At 70.9% G+C, this 18130-nt stretch carries 20 protein-coding genes; 10 read left to right on the forward strand and 10 right to left on the reverse strand.

Annotated elements, in window-relative coordinates; translation table 11 throughout:
- The first annotated feature begins 70 nt into the window (after window positions 1-70).
- The gene (locus ACFV3I_RS07325) at window positions 71-637 is read left to right on the forward strand and encodes a LemA family protein (protein WP_136033446.1); all 567 of its coding nucleotides are present in this window, start codon (window positions 71-73) and stop codon (window positions 635-637) included.
- A 9-nt stretch (window positions 638-646) separates the two neighbouring features.
- Here the strand turns inward: ACFV3I_RS07325 and ACFV3I_RS07330 are convergent, their stop codons facing one another.
- On the reverse strand, window positions 647-1546 hold the full coding sequence (locus tag ACFV3I_RS07330) for a hypothetical protein (protein ID WP_247638549.1): 900 nt from the start codon (window positions 1544-1546) through the stop codon (window positions 647-649).
- On the reverse strand, window positions 1543-2802 hold the full coding sequence (locus ACFV3I_RS07335; RefSeq protein WP_247638550.1) for a winged helix-turn-helix domain-containing protein: 1260 nt from the start codon (window positions 2800-2802) through the stop codon (window positions 1543-1545). Before ACFV3I_RS07335 ends, ACFV3I_RS07330 begins: the two co-directional genes overlap by 4 nt.
- An 85-nt stretch (window positions 2803-2887) precedes the next feature.
- Between ACFV3I_RS07335 and ACFV3I_RS07340 the strand changes: the two genes are divergently transcribed.
- Together ACFV3I_RS07340 and ilvA are read left to right on the forward strand one after the other, a co-directional pair.
- The gene (locus ACFV3I_RS07340; RefSeq protein ID WP_136033452.1) at window positions 2888-4084 is read left to right on the forward strand and encodes an AI-2E family transporter; all 1197 of its coding nucleotides are present in this window, start codon (window positions 2888-2890) and stop codon (window positions 4082-4084) included.
- Window positions 4081-5310, forward strand: a complete 1230-nt coding sequence (gene ilvA / locus ACFV3I_RS07345) for a threonine ammonia-lyase (protein ID WP_136036902.1) — start codon at window positions 4081-4083, stop codon at window positions 5308-5310. The genes ACFV3I_RS07340 and ilvA overlap by 4 nt, the downstream gene beginning before the upstream one ends.
- 67 nt (window positions 5311-5377) lie before the next feature.
- Here ilvA and greA read toward each other — a convergent pair whose 3' ends face one another.
- The gene (gene greA / locus ACFV3I_RS07350) at window positions 5378-5866 is read right to left on the reverse strand and encodes a transcription elongation factor GreA (RefSeq protein WP_136033456.1); all 489 of its coding nucleotides are present in this window, start codon (window positions 5864-5866) and stop codon (window positions 5378-5380) included.
- Between the two features lie 96 nt (window positions 5867-5962).
- Window positions 5963-6349, reverse strand: coding sequence for a DUF4307 domain-containing protein (locus ACFV3I_RS07355; RefSeq protein WP_136033458.1), 387 nt, complete (start codon window positions 6347-6349; stop codon window positions 5963-5965).
- A gap of 68 nt (window positions 6350-6417) precedes the next feature.
- Between ACFV3I_RS07355 and ACFV3I_RS07360 the strand changes: the two genes are divergently transcribed.
- Entirely contained in the window at window positions 6418-6711 is a 294-nt protein-coding gene (locus tag ACFV3I_RS07360; RefSeq protein WP_136033460.1) for a hypothetical protein, read from the forward strand.
- Between the two features lie 15 nt (window positions 6712-6726).
- On the opposite strand, the gene ACFV3I_RS07365 is transcribed toward ACFV3I_RS07360, so the two are convergent.
- Window positions 6727-7458: a hemolysin III family protein gene (locus tag ACFV3I_RS07365; RefSeq protein ID WP_136033462.1), complete on the reverse strand. Its 732-nt coding sequence runs from the start codon at window positions 7456-7458 to the stop codon at window positions 6727-6729.
- 97 nt (window positions 7459-7555) lie between these two features.
- Here ACFV3I_RS07365 and ACFV3I_RS07370 point away from each other — a divergent pair, with 97 nt between their 5' ends.
- The 3 genes from ACFV3I_RS07370 to ACFV3I_RS07380 all read left to right on the forward strand — a co-directional run bounded on the left by ACFV3I_RS07370 (window position 7556) and on the right by ACFV3I_RS07380 (window position 11040).
- Entirely contained in the window at window positions 7556-8335 is a 780-nt protein-coding gene (locus tag ACFV3I_RS07370; protein WP_136033529.1) for an isoprenyl transferase, read from the forward strand.
- Between the two features lie 33 nt (window positions 8336-8368).
- The gene (locus ACFV3I_RS07375) at window positions 8369-9499 is read left to right on the forward strand and encodes an aminotransferase class V-fold PLP-dependent enzyme (protein WP_247638551.1); all 1131 of its coding nucleotides are present in this window, start codon (window positions 8369-8371) and stop codon (window positions 9497-9499) included.
- 158 nt (window positions 9500-9657) lie between these two features.
- Window positions 9658-11040 (forward strand): PhoH family protein, encoded by a 1383-nt coding sequence (locus tag ACFV3I_RS07380; RefSeq protein WP_136033466.1) that lies wholly within the window; start codon window positions 9658-9660, stop codon window positions 11038-11040.
- Window positions 11041-11110: 70 nt separating this feature from the next.
- Here the strand turns inward: ACFV3I_RS07380 and ACFV3I_RS07385 are convergent, their stop codons facing one another.
- Genes ACFV3I_RS07385 through xseA form a run of 5 tightly spaced genes read right to left on the reverse strand, consistent with a single transcriptional unit; the run spans window position 11111 to window position 15394 of the window.
- Window positions 11111-12532: an aspartate ammonia-lyase gene (locus ACFV3I_RS07385; protein ID WP_136044595.1), complete on the reverse strand. Its 1422-nt coding sequence runs from the start codon at window positions 12530-12532 to the stop codon at window positions 11111-11113.
- Window positions 12529-13203, reverse strand: a complete 675-nt coding sequence (locus ACFV3I_RS07390; protein ID WP_136033470.1) for a carbonic anhydrase — start codon at window positions 13201-13203, stop codon at window positions 12529-12531. Before ACFV3I_RS07390 ends, ACFV3I_RS07385 begins: the two co-directional genes overlap by 4 nt.
- Window positions 13200-13844, reverse strand: coding sequence for a DUF4245 family protein (locus ACFV3I_RS07395; protein WP_136036901.1), 645 nt, complete (start codon window positions 13842-13844; stop codon window positions 13200-13202). The genes ACFV3I_RS07390 and ACFV3I_RS07395 overlap by 4 nt, the downstream gene beginning before the upstream one ends.
- A complete protein-coding gene (locus ACFV3I_RS07400) occupies window positions 13841-14080 on the reverse strand; it encodes an exodeoxyribonuclease VII small subunit (RefSeq protein ID WP_136033474.1) in 240 nt (79 codons plus the stop codon). Before ACFV3I_RS07400 ends, ACFV3I_RS07395 begins: the two co-directional genes overlap by 4 nt.
- Before the next feature lie 36 nt (window positions 14081-14116).
- On the reverse strand, window positions 14117-15394 hold the full coding sequence (gene xseA / locus ACFV3I_RS07405) for an exodeoxyribonuclease VII large subunit (protein ID WP_247638553.1): 1278 nt from the start codon (window positions 15392-15394) through the stop codon (window positions 14117-14119).
- Window positions 15395-15458: 64 nt separating this feature from the next.
- Between xseA and ACFV3I_RS07410 the strand changes: the two genes are divergently transcribed.
- The 3 genes from ACFV3I_RS07410 to ACFV3I_RS07420 all read left to right on the forward strand — a co-directional run bounded on the left by ACFV3I_RS07410 (window position 15459) and on the right by ACFV3I_RS07420 (window position 18107).
- A complete protein-coding gene (locus ACFV3I_RS07410) occupies window positions 15459-16541 on the forward strand; it encodes a 4-hydroxy-3-methylbut-2-enyl diphosphate reductase (protein WP_205814401.1) in 1083 nt (360 codons plus the stop codon).
- A gap of 2 nt (window positions 16542-16543) precedes the next feature.
- Window positions 16544-17332 carry an IclR family transcriptional regulator gene (locus ACFV3I_RS07415; protein WP_136033480.1) on the forward strand — a complete coding sequence of 263 codons (789 nt, stop codon included), beginning with the start codon at window positions 16544-16546 and terminating at the stop codon, window positions 17330-17332.
- A 235-nt stretch (window positions 17333-17567) separates the two neighbouring features.
- Complete coding sequence (locus ACFV3I_RS07420) at window positions 17568-18107, forward strand: DUF6264 family protein (RefSeq protein WP_136044592.1); 540 nt, start codon at window positions 17568-17570, stop codon at window positions 18105-18107.
- The last annotated feature ends 23 nt before the right edge of the window (window positions 18108-18130 follow it).

The raw sequence follows: 18130 nt of genomic DNA on the forward strand, positions 1-18130 counted from the left end.
CTGACGCGCCCAGTCCACGCGCAGCCTGCGCGTCTAGGATGAGAGAAACACGAGGAAGGGTGGGGCTCTGATGGAATGGCTCGTGCCGGTACTGATCGTCGTCGGGGTGATCCTGCTCGTCGGCATCTATCTCTGGGCCACATACAACTCGCTCGTGCAGCTCAACGTGCGCGTGGACGAGGCGTGGAGCGGCATCACGGTTCAGCTCAAGCGCCGAGCGGACCTCATCCCCAACCTGATCGAGACCGTCAAGGGCTACGCCTCGCACGAGAAGGCCGTGTTCGAGAACGTCACGCGGGCGCGTGCCGAGACCCTCACCGCGAGCGGCCCCGGTGAGGCCGGCATCGCCGAGGGACACCTCCAGCAGGCGCTGCGCAGCCTGTTCGCCGTGGCGGAGGCCTATCCGCAGTTGCAGGCGAGCCAGAACTACCTCCAGCTGCAGCAGTCGCTGGTCGACACGGAAGACAAGATCCAGGCGGCTCGACGCTTCTACAACGGCGGCGTGCGCGAGCTGAACACCAAGATCAAGGTCTTCCCCAACAATCTCTTCGCGAAGGGCCTGGGTTTCACCGAGCGCGAGTTCTTCGAGGTCGCCGACAGCGGCGCGATCTCCGAGCCCCCGCGCGTGCAGTTCTGACGCACGCGCTCACCACACCGTCAGCCGCAGCCCCTCCGCGGTGAAATCGACGTCGCCCCGCAGACTCCAGTCGTCGGTGCGGTAGGTGGTGGTGCGGGGCGCTCCGTCCTGTCCCGTCCCGGTCACGGTGGCGACGAGCACGCCGCCTGCCGCGGTGAAGCCGTCCGTCATGAGCGTGACGGTGGGCTGCTGCTCGATCCGATACCGGACCTCGCTCACGTCGCGGAACTCGAGCCCCCACGGGAGCCGGATGCCGCAGCCCGGGGGCGGAGAGGGCGCCGGAGTCGTGCACGCCGTCAGGTGGTCGTCGAGGTGCTGTTGCGCGGCCTCCGTGGCCTCGGGTCGAAGGGAGGCGTCCACCTCGACCGCGGTCGTCTCGCCGGGAAGCACCGTGACCTCGCTGGTCCCCTCGAGCAGAGCGGCCGGGGCCGCCGCGACCGCGTAGGTGCCCGGCAGCAGGACGGTCTCGTCGCCGGCGGGGAGCGTCGCTGCGCCGATCGCGACCGCGGTGCCGGCCGTCGTGCTCGGTGTGACCGCACCGAGCCACGAGCCGTCCACGACCCAGCGACCGTTCACCGCGCTCATCGACAGGGTCGCGTCGTGCTCCTCACCGCCGAGTCGGAAGGACACCTCGACGCGCCGGTTCTCGCCGGTCCCGTGGGTCCCGGTCACGGCGGGCCGGGCGATGCGTTCGGTCGCCCCATCGAGCGCCGCGAGCGCCGTCGCGCTGACCTCCGCGCCCGTCGCCTCGACCGCCTTCGGGTCGCCCGACTCCACCGCGTGCAGGTAGGCGAGGGCCGCCTCATCCGGTGACGGCGACCGCAGCGACGCGAACACGATCCAGCCTCCGACGGCGGCCACCACGACCGCCGCGGCGATCGCCGCCGCCCACCGGAGGCGCCTGCTCACGCCGCGCCCTCCCGCTCGTGCACGTGCCGCCGCACCGGTGCCCCGTCGCTCGTCGCCAGGGCGTCGTGCAGCGCGGAGGTGGCATCTCCCCAGCCCGACACCGACACGTGCTCGAGCCCCTGCCACGCGGCGGCGAGCCGCAGTTCCCGCGCGATCGCCTCCGCGTCGTCGGGCCGTGCCTGCGGCTCCCACCACGCCGACTGCACCTGCAGCGTGGAGCCGGCGCGCTCGGCCTTGAGGTCGACCCGCGCCACGATGCGGTCGCCCACCAGGACCGGGAGGGAGTAGTAGCCGTAACGGCGCTTGGCCGCCGGCACGTAGATCTCGATGCGGTAGTCGAGCTCGAAGGCGCGGAGCGCGCGCTCGCGGAACCACACCACGGGGTCGAACGGCGTGAGGATCGCGGCCGCCTCGACGCGGCGGGGGAGAACGGCATCGCGGTGGCGCCACGCGGGGAGCGGGCGACCGGCGCGTTCCCATCCCCGCACGCGCACCGGCAGCAGCTCGCCCGTGTCCTCCAGCTCGGCGATCGCCCTGCCGATGGTGGCGCGGTCTCGGATGCGGTAGTAGTCCGCGAGGTCGGACGTGGTCGCCACGCCGCTCGAGCGGGCCGCGCGGCGGATGAGCTCGCGGATCGCGTCGTCGCGGGAGACGTCGCGCGCGCGGATGTGCTCCGGGATGACGTGCTCCGCCAGGGCGTACGTGCGCTCGAAGCCGCGCCGCCCGCTGACGGCCACGTCTCCCGTGCGCCACAGGTGCTCGAGGGCGAGCTTGACCTCGTCCCAGTCCCACCATGTGCCGCGCTCGCGGGGAGCGTCGGCGCGCAGGTCGGCGGGGCGGAGCGGGCCACGGTCGCGCAGTTCCGCCTGCACCCACGCGACCGTGCGGGCGTTGGTGCTGAGCCACGAGTCCTCGCCGGCCCAGCGATGGCGGAACGCGTCCATGCGGAACCGCCAGAGCGGCCAGTCCTCGACCGGGATGAACGTGGCCTCGTGAGCGAGGTACTCGACGTAGTGCGTGGTGCGCGACAGGAAGAGCCGGTCGAGCAGGGCCGGATCGTACGCGCCGAGCCGGGAGAACAGCGGCAGGTAGTGCGACCGGGCGAACACGTTGACCGAGTCGATCTGCAGCACTCCGAGCCGCTCCATCACGCGGTGCAGGTGGCGGTTGGAGACGGCAGCGGGTCGCGCGCGTGTGAACCCCTGCGCGGCGAGTGCCATGCGGCGTGCCTGCGCGGAGCTGAGGGAGTCGGTCACGCCGCCAGCGTAACGCCGGTGTCGGACATCTCTCTCGCGGGGTAGATGCGCCGAGCGGCATACCGCATGACCGTAGACTGAGGCGATGAGCGAGGACCAGCGACCCCGGCTGCGCGATCTGTTCCGTCCGCGCCCCGTGTCCACCGACCGGACCGTGACCACCGAGGCCGACGAGGCCGTGCCTCTGCCGCTGCGCATCACCGCGAGCTACGCCTGGCGCCTGTTGCTGATCGCGGCAGCCATCGGCGTCTTCATCTGGCTCGTGATGCTGCTGAAGCTCCTCGTCATCCCGCTCATGGTCGCGATCCTCATCACGGCGCTGCTGTGGCCGGCCTTCTCGTGGATGCTGCGGCGCGGCGTGCCGCGCTGGCTCGCGATCGCGATCTCGCTGATCGGCACGGTCGCGATCGTCACGGGTCTCATGTGGCTCGTGGTGTGGCAGGTCAGGGAGCAGCTGCCCGACGTCCAGCAGCGCACCACCGAGGCGTTCGATCAGTTCCAGGTCTGGCTGCACGACGGGCCGCTGAACCTCTCCGACACCCAGATCGCCGACTATCTCCAGCAGGGTCTCGACCTCATCTCCGAACAGGCGCAACTGCTGTGGACCGGCGCCCTCGCGATCGGCACGACCGTCGGTCACGTGGCCACGGGCGCGTTGCTGGCGCTGTTCATCCTCATCTGCCTGCTCGCGGATGGCGCCGGCATCTGGCGCTGGACGCTCAAGGTCTTCCCGCGTCGCGCTCGTCCCGCGGTCGACGGGGCCGCGCGCAACGGCTGGGCGACCATCGTCAACTACGCCCGCACGCAGCTGTTCGTGGCGACGATCGACGCGATCGGCATCGGACTCGGCGCGTTCCTGCTCCAGGTGCCGCTCGCGCTTCCGGTCGCCGTGCTCGTCTTCCTCGGCTCGTTCATCCCGATCGTGGGTGCGGTCGTCACCGGCGCCGTCGCGGTGTTCCTCGCGCTCGTCTACAACGGCCCGTGGATCGCGCTGTGGATGCTGGTGGTCGTCCTGGCGGTGCAGCAGATCGAGGGACACATCCTGCAGCCGATCATGATGGGCTCGGCCGTCAAGGTGCACCCGCTCGCCGTCGTGCTCGTGGTCGCGGGTGGAGCGATGATCGCGGGTATCCCCGGCGCCCTGTTCGCCGTACCGCTGGCGGCGTTCGTGAACGTCGCCGCGGTCACCATCAGCTCGGGCTCGTGGCGCACCGGCGTCGGTCCGAGCGGAGACCTGATCTGGAGCACAGTCCCGCGACAGCGGACACGGAGGAATCGATGAGCCAAGTCCCCAGCCTGACCGAGTTCGAGCACGCCGCTCAGAGTCTGGCTGAGGTGATTTCGCACACGCCGACCCTGCCCTCCCGGGCCCTCTCCGACGCCCTCGGCGCTCCCGTGCTGCTGAAGATGGAGAACCTGCAGCGCACCGGGTCGTTCAAGATCCGCGGTGCGGCGTACCGGCTCTCCCGGCTCAGCGCGGAGGAGCGCTCGCGCGGCGTCGTCGCGGCATCGGCGGGCAACCACGCGCAGGGGGTCGCGCTGGCCGCCCAGGCGCTCGGCATCCCCGCCACGATCTTCATGCCGCTGGGCGTGCCGGTGCCCAAGCTCCTCGCCACGCGCGGCTACGGTGCCGAGGTCGTGCTGGAGGGCGAGACGGTGGCGACCTCGCTGCGCCTGGCCGCGGAGTTCTCCGAGCGCACCGGGGCCGTGCTCATCCACCCGTTCGACCACCGCGACGTCGTGATCGGTCAGGGCACGCTCGGCCTCGAACTGCTCGCCGACGCGCCCGAGGTCGACACGGTCGTGCTCGGCATCGGCGGCGGCGGCCTCATCGCGGGCGTCGCGGCGGCGGTCAAGGCGCGCGCGGCGGAGCTCGGCCGCACCGTCCGGGTGATCGGGGTGCAGGCCGAGAACGCCGCTGCCGTGCCGCCGTCGCTGGAGGCGGGGGAGCCGGTCGACATCGTCACGCGGCCGACCATCGCCGACGGGATCCTGGTCGCGCGTCCGGGCGACGTGCCCTTCGGGATCATCCGCGATCTCGTGGACGAGGTCGTGACGGTGTCCGACGACGACCTGGCGCGCGCGATCGTCCTGCTGCTGGAGCAGGCGAAGGTGGTCGTGGAGCCGGCGGGGGCCGCGGGGGTCGCGGCGATCCTCGCGGGCAAGGTGTCGCCGAACGGCACGACCATGGCCGTCCTGTCCGGCGGCAACATCGACCCGCTCCTGCTGCAGCGCGTCGTGGCCCACGGCCTCGCCGCCTCGGGGCGCTACCTCACGATCCGGATCCCTCTGCCGGACCGGCCGGGCCAGCTCGCCCGCGTGTCGGAGCTGATCGCCGAGGCGGGAGCGAACGTCATCGAGGCCATGCACACCCGGCACGGCCACGGTCTCCAGATCAGCGACGTCATCCTCGAGCTGAGCGTGGAGACGCGCGGACCGGAGCACTCCGAGCACACGCTCGACACGCTGCGGCGCGCGGGCTTCGCCCCCCTCGTCGTGCTCGACTGAGCCACCCGCGCACACGACAGCGCCCCTCGTCCGTGTGGACGAGGGGCGATGTGTCGTTCGCGGGGGCTCAGCCCGTGTAGGTCTCGACGTTGACGATCTCGACGCTGATGGCGCGACCGTTCGGCGCCTCGTACGACGACTTCTCGCCGACCTTGAGGCCCAGGATGGCCTGTCCGAGCGGGCTCGCCTCGCTGTAGACGTCGAGGTCGCTGCCCGCCGCGATCTCGCGGCTGCCCAGCAGGAAGACCTCTTCGCCGCCGGCCACGACCGCGGTGACGACCGTACCGGGCTCGACGATGCCGCGGCTGGCGGGCGCCTCGCCGACCTTCGCGGTCTTCAGCAGGCTCTCCAGGGTGCGGATGCGCGCCTCCTGCTTACCCTGCTCGTCCTTCGCGGCATGGTAGCCGCCGTTCTCCTTGAGGTCGCCCTCCTCGCGGGCGGCCTCGATGCGCTTGGCGATCTCGTCGCGGCCGACGGTGGAGAGGTGCTCCAGCTCGGCGACGAGCCGGTCGTACGCTTCCTGCGTGAGGAACGGAACCTGAGCGTCCGTGGACATGACGAAGCTCCTTCTATCGGGATCCCGCCGAGCAACCGCGGGGGATATGCCAAGACGCCCCGGCACGGGCCGGGGCGTCGTCTGTCTGCCCCCAGTCTAGGCGACCCAGCAGGTGTTCACCAAACCTGTCGTGGCCTCCGCGACCGTGGGGATGCGCTCCGAGCGGGTCTGCGAGTGACGATCCGTGGCGGGCAGCTCGACCACCTTCCAGCCGACCACTCCGAACTCCTCGTCGAGCGCCTCGAGTACGCAGACGACGTCCTTGCCCTGCACGCCGGTCACCTGGAAGCGCACGTCGACCGCGTGCTCGTCGACGAGCTCGAAGCCCAGGTCGTCGGCGTCGACGGAGCTCATCGACTGCGCGACCGTCATCCAGGCGAAGGCGCCGACGACGACCAGGGCGATCGCTCCGGCGATGATCCAGGGGAGCCGGCGGCGTCGGGTTCGGCCGTAGCGTTCGTCGAGCTCGGTGGCGGTCGTCACAGGGAGGGTCTTCCGGTCGTTAGGCTGGTGATACCAGGTTATGCGACCTGCGTACGAAAGGCCGATTCATGCGTGCTCTGTCCGAGACTCCGATGCCCACGCCCTCCATGACCGTGGCGCCGGAGGCCGTGACCCCGGGATTCGTCGGCTTCGCCGCGATCGTCGTGGTGGTCCTCGCGGTCATCCTGCTCATCTGGGACATGAACCGCCGCATCCGCCGCGTGCGGTATCGCGAAGAGGTGCGCGAGGAACTGGATGCCGAGCAGGCCGCGCAGGCGGCGCAGGCCGGACCCGACGCGGACGACGCGTCGACCGCGGCGCCGGAGGACGCGAGCGACGACGGGCGACCGGACGGCCGCTGACGCCTCACTGCGGCGTCACGGGGCGCCGAGCGAGGGGGAGAGCGGCTCCAGCGCGATGAGCAGGCACGCGGTCCAGTGGCACAGGAACGCCAGCACCGTGCACACGTGGAAGATCTCGTGGAAGCCGAAATGGCCGGGCCACGGATTGGGCTTCTTCAGCGCGTAGACGATCGCCCCGCCCGTGTAGAGCAGGCCGCCGACGATCACCAGCACCATCATCGCCACGTTCGCGTTGAGCAGGTCGACGATGTACATCACCGCCGCCCAGCCCAGCAGCAGGTAGAGCGCGACATACAGCCACCGGGGCGCGTTGATCCAGAAGACGCGGAACAGGATCCCGAGGAGGGCCCCGCTCCACACCAGGATCAGCAGGAGCGCGCCCTTGTCCGGGGGAAGGGCGAGCGTCGCGATCGGCGTGTACGTGCCGGCGATGAGCAGCAGGATGTTCGCGTGATCGATGCGCTTGAGGATCACCTTGACCCGCGGCCGCCAGTTGAAGCGGTGGTACATCGCCGAGTTGCCGAACAGCAGCAGCGACGTGGCCATGAAGACTGCCGCGGCCCACTTGGCCGGCGCGCCGTGCGACAGGACGATCAGCACCACGCCGGCCGCGATCGCCACGGGGAACGTGCCCGCATGGATCCACCCGCGCCAGGTGGGCTTGATCTCGGTCGCCGCATCGGCGGCAGCCGCCTCGAGGAGCGGCAGTTTGGGGACATCGGTGCCGGGCTCGTCGGAAGTGCTCACGCCCTCACTCTAAGCCGCGTCGCATGCCGTCGACGGCACATGCCCGCGGGATCCGCACGCCGCGCGCCGGCGCACGGCAGGGTAGCGTAGGTGGGTGATGTCACGCGAGAGCCCGGGCCGCGGGCCGCTGTACCGGCTGTACACCAGCCGGCTGCGTCGTCACCTCGATCCGGCCTCCGTTCCGCACCACGTCGCCATGATGATCGACGGCAACCGTCGTTGGGCGCGCCAGCTCGGCTTCGCCACCCCGGCGGAGGGACACCGCGCCGGTGCCGCCAAGATGCACGAGTTCCTCGGCTGGTGCGACGAGCTCGGCGTGCGGGTCGTCTCCCTTTACCTGCTCTCCAGCGACAACCTGCGCAAGCGCGACTCGGCGGAGCTCGCGGATCTCATCGAGATCATCGCCGAGCTCGCGGAGGCGCTGTCGCGGGAGGGCAACTGGCGGGTGCAGCACGTGGGCCGTTCCGACATCCTTCCCGCGGAGCTCGCGGCCGTCCTCGCCGCTGCGGAAGAGCGTACGAAGGACCACACCGGGCTCCATGTGAACCTCGCGGTCGGATACGGCGGTCGTAACGAGATCGTCGACGCGGTGCGCAGCATCATCACGAAGCACGAGGCCTCCGGCGGCACGATGGAAGACCTCGCCGCACACCTCACGCCCGAGATGATCGGCGAGCACCTCTACACGGGCGGGCAGCCCGATCCCGATCTCGTGATCCGCACCAGCGGAGAGCAGCGCCTGAGTGACTTCCTGCTGTGGCAGAGCGCGCACAGCGAGTTCTACTTCGTGGAGGCGCTCGGCCCCGATCTGCGCCAGGTCGACTTCCTCCGCGCGATCCGCGACTATGCCGACCGCGACCGCCGCTTCGGTCGCTGAGGCCGTGGCACCGCACCGTGCCACAATGACGACGTGAGCGCACTCGAGGACTACGTCGGCACGTTCGACACCGAACCCGGCTATCTGAACTGGGCGGCCTTCGGACCCCTCTCGCCCTCGGTGCGCGAGGAGGTGTTCGCGGATGCGGATCTCCTCGCGAGCGGGCGACCGTCGTCCCTCGCGCTCGTCGCGGAGCGCATCGGCCAGGCGCAGGAGACGGTCGCGGAGCTGCTGGGAGCGGACGCCGCGGACGTCACCCTGCAGCCGTCCTCCACACACGGGCTTCAGCACGCGCTGTACGGCCTCACCGGCACCGTCGTCGCGTCCACCGCGGAGTTCCCGAGCGTCAGCCTCACGCTGGAGCGCGCATCGGCCGCGTCGGACCGGGCCCTGACGCCGCGGTGGATCACACCCGCCGACGGCCGGGTCTCACCGGAGGCCGTGCCCGCGGCGCTGGACGACGAGGTCACCGCGCTGGCCGTCAGCCACGTCGACTTCCGGACGGGGTACCGGGTCGACCTCGCGGCGCTGCGCGACGTGCTCGGGCCCGACCGGCTGCTGATCGTGGATGCGGTCCAGTCGTTCGGCGTCGTCGACGTGGACTACACCGCAGCCGACGTGGTGATCGGCCACGGCTACAAGTGGCTCAGAGCGGCCAGGGGGAGCGGCTTCGCCTGGTTCTCTCCGCGCGCCAGAGAGCGCATCACCCCGGTCCTCTCCGGCATCACCGGCACAACGGCGACCGGGCTGGTGGTCGACGCGCTCCCCGGTCCCGCCGAGTCCGCGCGCGCCTACACCGTCAGCGTGCCCGACACCCTGGCTGCAGGGCGCCTCGCGATCGGAGCACGCGACGTGCGCGACGCCGGGGTCGCGGCGATCGAGTCGCGGCTCGCGGAGCACGTCGACACCGTGATCGAGATCGCGGACCGACACGGCATCGAGGTCGTGTCGCCGCGCGAACGCGAGCACCGCGCCGGCATCGTGGCCCTCGCGCCCGAGGAGCCCGCGCGACTCGCCGCCGCCCTCGCGAACGCCGGCATCGTCGTGACCGCCCGCGGATCGTCGATCCGGATCGCGCCCCACGCCGGGACCGACGCCGAGACGCTCCGCCTGCTGGACGAGACCCTGCAGGCGTTCGGCCAGACGACGTTCATCAGCTCTTAATATTCGCTGGCGTGTCGAGCCCGTGTTAATCCGGGGAGCGGTCGTACGGTCAAGGCATCGGGCAAGGCGCCCGGTCGGGTCGGCCTCCAGGTTCGCGACTCGTGACCCCCTGGTCGACTCGTTCGCATAGCCGGGAATCCCCGGGTCGGGAGTGGGTCGTGACCACACGTTCAGCGCAGCACACCGCCAGCACCGCGCAGCAGTCCACCCGTCAGTCCTCGAGAAGCACCTCGGCCGCGCAGCCCGATCAGGACCTGCGCACCTACGTGCTCGACACGTCGGTGCTGCTGAGCGATCCGCAGGCATTCTTCCGATTCGCGGAGCACTCGATCGTGCTGCCCGTCGTGGTCATCAGCGAGCTCGAGGGCAAGCGGCACGACCCCGAGATCGGCTACTTCGCCCGCCAGGCGCTCCGTCACCTGGACGACCTCCGGGTCGAGCACGGGCGTCTGGACTTCCCGGTCGAGGTCGGCGAGGGCGGCACGCTCCGCGTCGACCTCGGCAACACCGACCTCTCCGTGCTGCCCGTCGGCATCCGCCTGAGCGACAACGACAGCCGCATCCTCTCCGTCGCCATGCACCTCGCACAGGACGGACAGGACGTCACGATCGTCTCGAAGGACCTCCCGATGCGGGTCAAGGCCGCGTCGCTCGGCTTGCGCGCCGAGGAGTACCTCGCCGAGCAGGCCGTGGACTCCGGGTGGACCGGCATCGCGAGCCTCGACCTGTCCGGCGACGACATCAGCGACCTCTATGAGAGCGAGGTCGGGATCAGCGAAGACGTCAACGGGCTCCCCGTCAACACGGGTCTCATCATCCACTCGGAGCGCGGATCGGCGCTCGGACGCGTCACCGGCGACGGCGAGTTCCGGCTGGTGCGCGGCGACCGCGACATCTTCGGGATGCACGGCCGCTCGGCCGAACAGCGCATCGCCATCGACCTGCTGCTCGACCCCGAGGTGGGCATCGTGTCGCTCGGGGGTCGCGCCGGAACGGGCAAGTCGGCCCTCGCCCTGTGCGCCGGACTGGAAGCGGTGCTCGAGCGGCAGCAGCAGAAGAAGATCATCGTCTTCCGGCCGCTGTTCGCCGTGGGCGGCCAGGAGCTGGGGTACCTCCCCGGCGATCAGGGCGAGAAGATGAACCCCTGGGGTCAGGCGGTGTACGACACCCTCGGATCGGTCGTCTCGGGCAACGTGATCGACGAGGTCGTCGAGCGGGGGATGCTCGAGGTGCTGCCGCTCACCCACATCCGCGGACGCTCGCTGCACGACGCGTTCGTGATCGTCGACGAGGCGCAGTCCCTCGAGCGCAACGTGCTGCTCACGGTGCTCAGCCGCATGGGTCAGAACTCCCGCGTCATCCTCACGCACGACGTCGGTCAGCGCGACAACCTGCGCGTCGGACGCCACGACGGCATCGCCAGCGTGATCGAGACGCTCAAGGGACACGACCTCTTCGGCCATGTGACCCTCACCCGCTCGGAGCGTTCCGCGATCGCGGCCCTCGTCACCGAACTCCTGGAGGGCGGAGAGCTCAGCTGACGAGGCCGGGAAAAAGCGGATGCCGCGGGGACCAGGTCCTCGCGGCATCCGTCGTCTCAGCGACCGGTGATCATCCGGGGTGCGTCATCGACAGCAGGTCGAGCTTCTCGTCCAGCTGCTCCAGCGTCAGGTCGCCGCGCTCGACGTAGCCCAGGTCGATCACCGCGTCGCGCACCGTGATGCCCTTCGCGACAGAGTGCTTCGCGATCTTCGCGGCGGCCTCGTAGCCGATCAGCTTGTTCAGCGGCGTCACGATCGACGGGCTCATGCCCGCGAACGCGGCGGCACGGTCGAGGTTCGCCTGCAGGCCGTCGATCGTCTTGTCGGCCAGCACGCGCGAGGCGTTCGCAAGGAGGCGGATCGACTCGAGCAGGGCGGTGCCCATGACCGGGATCGCCACGTTCAGCTCGAATGCGCCGGACGCACCGGCCCACGCCACGGTCGCGTCGTTGCCGATGACACGGGCGCACACCATCAGCACGGCCTCGGGAACGACCGGGTTGACCTTGCCCGGCATGATCGAGGAGCCCGGCTGCAGATCGGGGATGTGCAGCTCGCCCAGACCCGTGTTGGGGCCGGAGCCCATCCACCGGAGGTCGTTGTTGATCTTGGTGAGCGACACCGCGATCGTGCGCAGCGCGCCGGAGGCTTCGACCAGGCCGTCGCGGTTGGCCTGCGCCTCGAAGTGGTCCTTGGCCTCGGTGATGGGCAGCTCGGTCTCGGCGGCGAGCAGCTCGATGACCTTCTGCGGGAACCCGAGCGGCGTGTTGATGCCGGTGCCGACGGCCGTGCCGCCCAGCGGGACCTCGGCCACGCGGGGGAGGGCGGACTGCACGCGCTCGATGCCCAGGCGGATCTGACGGGCGTAGCCGCCGAACTCCTGTCCGAGGGTGACCGGCGTCGCATCCATGAGGTGCGTGCGGCCGGACTTGACCGCGTCCTTCCACAGCTCGGCCTTGGCCTCCAGCGCGACGGCGAGGTGGTCGAGCGCGGGGATCAGCGTGTCGATCAGGGCCTGCGTGACCGCGATGTGCACGGAGGTGGGGAACACGTCGTTCGACGACTGCGAGGCGTTGACGTGGTCGTTCGGGTGCACCGTCGCGCCGAGGATGCGCGTGGCGAGCGTGGCCAGCACCTCGTTCATGTTCATGTTCGAGGACGTGCCGGAGCCGGTCTGGTACGTGTCGACCGGGAACTCGCCGTCGTGGGAGCCGGACGCCACCTGGTCGGCGGCCTGGGCGATCGCGTCGGCGATAGCACCGTCGAGCGTGCCGAGTTCCTTGTTCGCCAGCGCCGCCGCCTTCTTGATGCGCGCGAGCGCGGCGATCTGCGCCGACTCCAGGCCTTTGCCGGAGATCGGGAAGTTCTCCACGGCGCGCTGCGTCTGCGCACCGTAGAGCGCGTTCACGGGCACACGCACCTCACCCATCGTGTCGTGTTCGATGCGGTAGCCCTGCTCGTTCGCGCCGCTGAGCTGGTTGGCGTCGGTCATTCCGAACCCTCCTTGGTTGCGGGGACGGTCCCCTCGGTGTCGATCCCGACCGTGATGACGGGCACAGCCTCGCCCTCGGCCAGACGGTAGTTGGCGCCGACGATCCCGAGGCGGCCCTCGGCGACGGCGTTGCTGATGATCTCCGACGACTGCAGCAGGTCGTGCACCGTGTTGCGCAGGTGCTCGCGGCCGACCAGCTCGGCGTCGATGTCGGCGACCGTGGCGCCCCCGCTCTCCGCCAGCACCTTGCGGGCGGCGGGCACGATCGGCGCGATCAGCTTCCAGATGTGCGGGGGGAGCGGTGCCGCGTCGATCGCGGTGCCGTCGATCGCGGCTCGCACCGCGCCGCACGAGTCGTGCGCGAGCACCACGATGAGCGGCACCTCCAGCACCGCGACCGCGTACTCCAGGCTCGCGACGATCGACTCGCCCATCACCTGACCGGCGTTGCGCACCACGAACAGGTCGCCGAGGCCCAGGTCGAAGATGATCTCCGCCGCGAGGCGGGAGTCGGCGCATCCGAAGAGCGTGGCGACCGGGTGCTGGGCGGCGGTCAGGTCTTTGCGGCGGGCGACGTTCTGGTTCGGGTGCTGCGGCTCGTCGCGGACGAAGCGGCGGTTGCCTTCCTGCATCTGCGTCCAGGCGGCGGAAGGAGTGAGCGGGTGGGTCATCGGGCCTCCGTGACGGTGCGGATCTGAGGGACGAGCGACTCGGCGAGCTCGGCGGTCGAGTCCGCCGAGCGGGAGCCGTAGAGGAGCACGTAGTCGTCGCCGGCCTGCGTGCCGATGGCGTACGAGATGTTGGCGTCGGCGCCGGCGTTTCCTGGCTTGTACACGTCCCACTCCAGCCCGCCGATGCGGATCGTGTCGGTGGGGGCGATGCCGTTCAGGCGCTGCGGGGCCCAGGAGGCGTCGGCGTCGAAGGCCTGCGCGAGCTTGATGAACCCGCGCTCGTCTTGGGCCGCGGGGGCGAGCGTGACCTCCCAGACGACCGTGGCTCCGCTCTGCAGTTCCGCGGCGTTGACGCGCCAGAACTTCCCGGTCTCCGGCACGATCACGGGTCCGCCCATGGACGACTCGACATCGGCGGCGATGCCCGCGACGTCGATGGGCTTCTGCGCCACCGGCTCGCCGCGCGGGACCACGAGCACGATGACGAGCACGACCGCGAGGGTCACGAGGAGCGCGGCGACCAGGTTGCGGACGGTCTGGCTGGATCGATACGCCTTGCTGGATGCGGCCTTGCGGGCCGCGGTCTCCTCCGCCGTCTCCGGACGGCCGAGGTCGGCGTTGATGGCGGGGCCCTTGCTCATGACGCCCCGTCCGTCTCGGCGTCACCGGCGGCGGCGCGTGCCGCTTCCAGGCGGCGCTTGGCGCCCAGCAGCCATTCCTCGCAGCGGGCGGCGAGCGCTTCTCCGCGCTCCCACAGCGCCAGCGACTGCTCGAGGGTCGGAGCGCCCTGCTCCAGCTCGGCGACGACGCGGACGAGCTCGTCCCGGGCGGCCTCGAACGACAGCGTGTCCACAGGGGTGTCGTTCAGCGCGCTCACTCCTCCATCCTACGTCGTGGCACGGACGCGCCCGGTTCAGGCGCCTTCCGCGATCTCGCCCTCCGAGCGCGCGGCGACCGACCCGCGGTCGACCGTGATCGTCAGGGCGCTGCCGGCCGGGGCGTCCGCCGCATCCCGCAGGATCACGCCCCCGTCGAGGTGTGCGATCGCATAGCCGCGGGCGAGGGTCGCGGCGGGGGAGAGGGCACGCAGCGACGCCCGCAGCTCGCTGGTGCGACGGCTGGCGTCGTCGAGCTGACGCTGCACGGCATCGCGTCCGCGCGACACCAGCAGCCAGGACTCCTGTGCGCGGGTGTCGATGATCGGATCGGGCGAGCGCAGGACCGGTCGCGACCGCAGCTGCTCGAGCTGAGCGATGTCGTGGGTGAGGCGCTGCGTGACCCGCGTGGTCGCGCGCGACCGGAGCTGGGCGATCAGCGCGCGCTGCTCGCCGACGTCGGGCACCACGCGCTTGGCGGCGTCCGTCGGGGTGGAGGCGCGGAGGTCGGCCACGTCGTCGAGCAGCGGGTGGTCGTTCTCGTGCCCGATGGCGCTGACGACCGGGGTGCGCGCGGCCGCGACCGCGCGCACCAGCCGCTCGTCGCTGAAGCCCAGGAGCGTCTGGGGGTCGCCGCCGCCGCGGGCGATGATGATCACGTCCACGTCGGGGTCGGCGTCGAGCCGGGCGAGTGCGGCCAGGGTGTCGGGCACGCAGCGGTCGCCCTGGACGGCCGCGTACTCGGTGCGGAAGCGCACCTGCGGCCACCGCAGCTCGGCGTTGCGGTGCACGTCCTTCTCGGCGTCGGAGCGCTCGCCCGTGATGAGTCCGATCACGTGCGGGAGGAAGGGGAGGCGCAGCTTTCGGCCGGCGTCGAAGAGCCCCTCCTGCCGCAGCTGCACGCGCAGCTTCTCCAGGCGCTCGAGCTGATCGCCGAGGCCGACGTGCTTCATGGTCGAGACCGCGAAGCTGAAGTCGCCCGACTTCACGAAGTAGTCCGCCTTGACCGCCGCGACCACGTGGTCGCCGACGCCGAGATCGGCAGGGATGCGCCCGCGCACGCTCGACCAGATCCGGATCGAGATCTGCGCGTCGGAGCGCGTGTCCTTCAGCCGGGCGAACACGTTCCCGGCGCGCTGGTTCCACGACGTGATCTCGCCCTCGACCCACACCGTGTTCCAGCGGGCGACGAAGTCGCGGATGGTGGCGTTGAGCCGGGCGACGGAGGTGGGCGCCTGTGCGGTGGAGTCACGCGGGGCGACGGCGTCGGCGGGCGGGGTCTCACCCGGTCCGGTCGTCGCTTCGAAGACTGTCATCTGCTCCCGTTCCCGCCCGGGCTCTCCCCGGCCTCGCACAGCTGTACGGCGATAGAATTCCGGTGTGACCTCGACAGCCGTGCATCTTCCCGTCCCCCGCCTTCCTCGCGTGCGTGCGGCGGCAGGGCGGCTTCAGGATAACCCGGTGCCAGGACGCAAGCGCGTGCTGCTCGCCGCGCCGCGCGGATACTGTGCCGGCGTGGACCGCGCGGTGGTGGCGGTGGAGAAGGCCCTCGAGCGCTACGGCGCCCCGGTCTATGTGCGCAAGCAGATCGTGCACAACATCCACGTGGTCACCGAGCTCGAGGCGAAGGGGGCGATCTTCGTCGAGGAGGTCGACGAGGTGCCCGAGGGAGCCCACGTCGTCTTCAGCGCGCACGGGGTCTCTCCCGCCGTGGTGAATGCCGCGTCCGACCGGGGACTGCACGCGATCGACGCGACCTGCCCGCTCGTGACGAAGGTGCACCGCGAGGCGGTGCGGTTCGCGCGCGACGACTTCGAGATCCTCCTGATCGGGCACGACGGGCACGAGGAGGTGGAGGGCACCGCGGGCGAGGCCCCCGACCACGTCACGGTCGTCAACTCTCCTGAGGAGGCCGACACCGTCCAGGTGAAGGACCCGTCGAAGGTGGTGTGGCTGTCGCAGACGACGCTCTCGGTCGACGAGACGATGGAGACCGTCAATCGTCTGCGCACCCGCTTCCCCGAGCTGCACAACCCGCCGTCCGACGACATCTGCTACGCCACTCAGAACCGCCAGGTCGCGATCAAGAAGGTCGCGGCGGGCGCGGATCTGGTGATCGTGGTCGGATCGGCCAACTCCTCCAACAGTGTGCGCCTGGTCGAGGTCGCGCTCGAGTATGGGGCGAAGGCGGCGTACCGGGTGGACTACGCCGAGGAGATCCAGCAGGAGTGGCTCGACGGCGTCGAGACCGTCGGCGTCACCAGCGGCGCCTCGGTGCCGGAGGTGCTGGTGCGCGAGGTGCTCGACGCGATCGGCCACGCGGGGTACCGCGACGTCGAGGAGGTGCGCACCGCGGAGGAGGACCTCATGTTCTCCCTGCCGAAGGAGCTGCGCCAGGACCCGTCCGGCCAGCGCGACGCCCGCGCCCTCGGAGGCCGTGCCTCCGCCGGAGGAGGCGCGTAGCGTTGAGCGCGGCGGAGGCGGAGCCGACCCTCATCGGGTCGGTGCAGCGCGCGCTCCGCCTCGTCGACATCGTCGCGAACTCCCCGCGACCGCTGCCGCCCAAGATGCTAGCCGCGATCACGGGTCTCACCCCCGGCACCACGTACAACCTGGTGCGTACGCTCGTGCACGAGGGCTACCTGAGCGCGGAGCCCGACGGCCTCGTGCTCGGCACCCGGTTTCCGGCGTTCCAGCAGCAGGGCGACTCGCGCGGCGTGTTCCTGGCCCGTGTGCGCGCAGCGCTCCGGGCGGTCACCGAGGACCTCGGCGCGACGGCCTATCTCTCGCGCTTCGCGGACGGCGAGCTGCATCTCGTGGACATCGTCGACGCGGAACGCAACCCCCGGGTCGAGCTGTGGGTCGGGCTGCACTCCAGCGCGCATGCCACGGCCCTCGGCAAGCAGATCCTGGCCGAGCTGCCCGACGAGGAGCGTCGCGACTACCTGTCGCGTCACCGCCTGGAGGAGCTCACCCCGCGGACCATCAGCGACCGGCGGACGCTGCTCACCCAGCTGGAGCAGTCGCCGGGCTGGGCTGTCGACCAGGAGGAGTACGCGATCGGCGCGACGTGCGTGGCGGTGCCGGTGATCGCCCCCGGGGTGACGGCCTCGCTCGCGATCTCGCTGCCGGCGGACCAGGCGGTGGTGGATCGCCGGCTCGTCTCCCGCCTGCAGCGCTCCGCCCGCAACCTGTCGCTGCAGCTCGGGGCCGACGCGCTCGGCAGCGGGCAGGGCGACGAGTTCACTATCTGAATTCCGACCCCTGGTTCTTCCGGCCGCGGGTTCCTACCATGGAAGAAGCAGCGCGATACAGAGCGCTGCCGATCGCCAGAGGCGTCCCCAGCGCCGGCGACCGACCTGGATGAGGAGCGTCCCCAGTGCTCCTCTCCCGCGGCCCCCGAGGAGTCCCCACTTCTCCGGGGCCGCCACCGTCTCCGGAGGTCTTCGGCTGGGAGCCGGTCGGAGACACGCGCGTTAGCATGGCGGCATGACAGATCAGCGCCCGCGCTACGGTGAGATCGCGACGCCGGAGGAGCAGCGCCTGGCCCGCGGTCTGCCGCTCATCGACGAGGCCGTGCCGGCGCCCACGGCTCCGGCGTTCCCCGCCCCGGCACACGCGCCGGCCCCGGCGGTGGACGCCCCGCGCCGCCGGCCCGTCGACCGGATCGTGACCATCGCGCTGCTCGCCTACGGCCTCGTGAACGTCGTGGTGACCGGACTGTCCTACCTCGATATCGGCCGCGTCATGAACGAGACCATGTCGATCCTCGGGATCGAGGGGGAGTTCACCAACTACGCCATGGGTCGTCCCTGGGGGACGATCGCGGCGATCGTGCTGGTCCTGGGCTGGTGCATCACGGCGGCGCTGTCGATCCGGCGCCTCCGCCGTGGTCGCCTGACGTGGTGGCTGCCGGTCGTCGGCGCGATCGTGACGGTGATCGTGGTGTCGCTGTGCCTCGCCGTGCCGATGATGAACGACCCGGCCTTCCTCGCCTACCTGGAGCAGACGGCCGGCACCGTCCGCTGATCTCCCGTGAACGAGAAGGGGCC

Source organism: Microbacterium sp. NPDC059771, from assembly GCF_042732495.1.
GTDB lineage: Bacteria > Actinomycetota > Actinomycetes > Actinomycetales > Microbacteriaceae > Microbacterium > Microbacterium sufflavum.

Bases quoted from the DNA above. Each gene is read 5' to 3' on its own strand.
- xseA (WP_247638553.1), bottom strand. From the start codon at position 15,394: ATGACAGTCTTCGAAGCGACGACCGGACCGGGTGAGACCCCGCCCGCC.
- ilvA (WP_136036902.1), top strand. From the start codon at position 4,081: ATGAGCCAAGTCCCCAGCCTGACCGAGTTCGAGCACGCCGCTCAGAGT.
- ACFV3I_RS07325 (WP_136033446.1), top strand. From the start codon at position 71: ATGGAATGGCTCGTGCCGGTACTGATCGTCGTCGGGGTGATCCTGCTC.
- ACFV3I_RS07360 (WP_136033460.1), top strand. From the start codon at position 6,418: ATGCGTGCTCTGTCCGAGACTCCGATGCCCACGCCCTCCATGACCGTG.
- ACFV3I_RS07390 (WP_136033470.1), bottom strand. From the start codon at position 13,203: ATGACCCACCCGCTCACTCCTTCCGCCGCCTGGACGCAGATGCAGGAA.
- ACFV3I_RS07420 (WP_136044592.1), top strand. From the start codon at position 17,568: ATGACAGATCAGCGCCCGCGCTACGGTGAGATCGCGACGCCGGAGGAG.
- greA (WP_136033456.1), bottom strand. From the start codon at position 5,866: ATGTCCACGGACGCTCAGGTTCCGTTCCTCACGCAGGAAGCGTACGAC.
- ACFV3I_RS07395 (WP_136036901.1), bottom strand. From the start codon at position 13,844: ATGAGCAAGGGCCCCGCCATCAACGCCGACCTCGGCCGTCCGGAGACG.
- ACFV3I_RS07385 (WP_136044595.1), bottom strand. From the start codon at position 12,532: ATGACCGACGCCAACCAGCTCAGCGGCGCGAACGAGCAGGGCTACCGC.
- ACFV3I_RS07370 (WP_136033529.1), top strand. From the start codon at position 7,556: ATGTCACGCGAGAGCCCGGGCCGCGGGCCGCTGTACCGGCTGTACACC.
- ACFV3I_RS07340 (WP_136033452.1), top strand. From the start codon at position 2,888: ATGAGCGAGGACCAGCGACCCCGGCTGCGCGATCTGTTCCGTCCGCGC.